Genomic DNA, 1,465 nt, shown 5'->3' on the forward strand with positions numbered 1-1,465 from the left:
GGCTCTTCACGATTTAGAGTGCGTTGATCCTGGCCTGCAGCTGCCCGGAGTGAATGAGTGACCGCAAGATGTAGTGGTCGAGGTTCTTGAACCCGAGTGCGATGCCGCGCAAGTGCTCGAGCCTGCCGTTGATCGCCTCGACCGGCCCGTTGGACGCCCCAATGTCGAAGTAGGCGAGGATGTCCTCGCGTCGGCGCCACAAGGTCCGCCCCAGTTGGGCGAGCTCCTCCAAGCCTTTCGGTAAGCCCTTGCGCAGGGTGTTGATGATCCGGGCCATCAGCTTCTTCCCCTCTGATTTCTCCGGATGCCCGTACGCCGCAATCATGTCCTGATAGAACAACCACGTCACCTCCAGGGCCACGTAGTCATCATCAGTGGCCCACAACATGTCGAGCCGCCTGTTCTGCCGCTGCGTGAGGTAGTTCGTCCTGGTCAACAGCGTGCGGCGGTGTTTATACAGCGGATCCTCCTTGCGCCCGCGGCGTCCGGTGGTCTCCCGTTGCAGCCGCTGCCGACACCCGGTGAGCTTGTCGGCCGCCAGATGGACTACGTGAAAGGGATCCATCACCTTGGTCGCGTCCGGGAGGACCTGGTCCACAGCGGAGGCGTAGCCGGCGAACCCGTCCATCGTCACCACCTGCACCTGCTTCCGGAAGCCGGGATCGCGTTCCTGCAGCCACGTACGCAGCACTTCCGCACTGCGTCCCGGGCGGATGTCGAGCAAGCGGGCTGGACCACGCCCGTCCACCAGCGGGGTGAGGTCCACAAGGATCGTCACCAGGTTCGACGGTTCCGTGGGGCGGCGGGTGTGTTTCCACACGTGCTCATCCACCCCGAGGATCCGCACCCCGTCCAGGTGGTGCGGATCGTTGTAGACGAGCTGGCGGCAGGCATCGAGTGCGACCTGGTTGACCAGATCCCAGCCGATGCCCAGTGCTTTGGCCGTCGCAGAGACGCTCATCCGGTCAATGGCCAGGCGTTGGAGGATCCAGCGGGTGACCCGGTGGGTGAGCTTGGATCCGTCATCCGCGCAGGCCAGGGATGCCTGGAAGATCTTCCTAGAGCAGGAGGACTCTGTGCACAGGAAGCGGGGGATGCGGACATCCAGGCGGGTGGGGAACCCCACGACGGGAAGATCAACGAGCCGGCGGAGGATGTGGTCACGCAGCTTCCCTGGCTGGCCGCAGTCGGGGCAGGTGTGGTTCACGGCCACAGGTGCGGCGTCGATGATGGTGATGTTGCCGGCGTCGGCGGCTCCCGTGATCGTCAAGCCGATCTCGGCGGTGCGGCAGATGGTGTCGGCGACGAGGTTGCCAGTAGGCTTCAAGGTGTGGGTCCCTGGTGTGTGCAGATGGTTGTGTAGGAACTTTCATCTTCACACCGGGGACCCCTATATGTTGTGGTGACCCGCTGAACCTGCCGTGGCCTCCTTCACCCCGCTACGCACTCCGAAACCGGAAGAGCC

Annotated in this window: 1 protein-coding gene; it reads right to left on the reverse strand. The window is 63.9% G+C overall.

The genetic code is table 11. The annotated features are described in order from the left end of the window. Positions 1-13: 13 nt before the first annotated feature. Positions 14-1,327, reverse strand: coding sequence for an ISL3 family transposase (locus ACQCVD_RS15415; RefSeq protein WP_426824664.1), 1,314 nt, complete (start codon positions 1,325-1,327; stop codon positions 14-16). Positions 1,328-1,465: the final 138 nt, after the last annotated feature.

This window comes from Corynebacterium halotolerans (genome assembly GCF_050107895.1).
Lineage (GTDB): Bacteria > Actinomycetota > Actinomycetes > Mycobacteriales > Mycobacteriaceae > Corynebacterium > Corynebacterium halotolerans_B.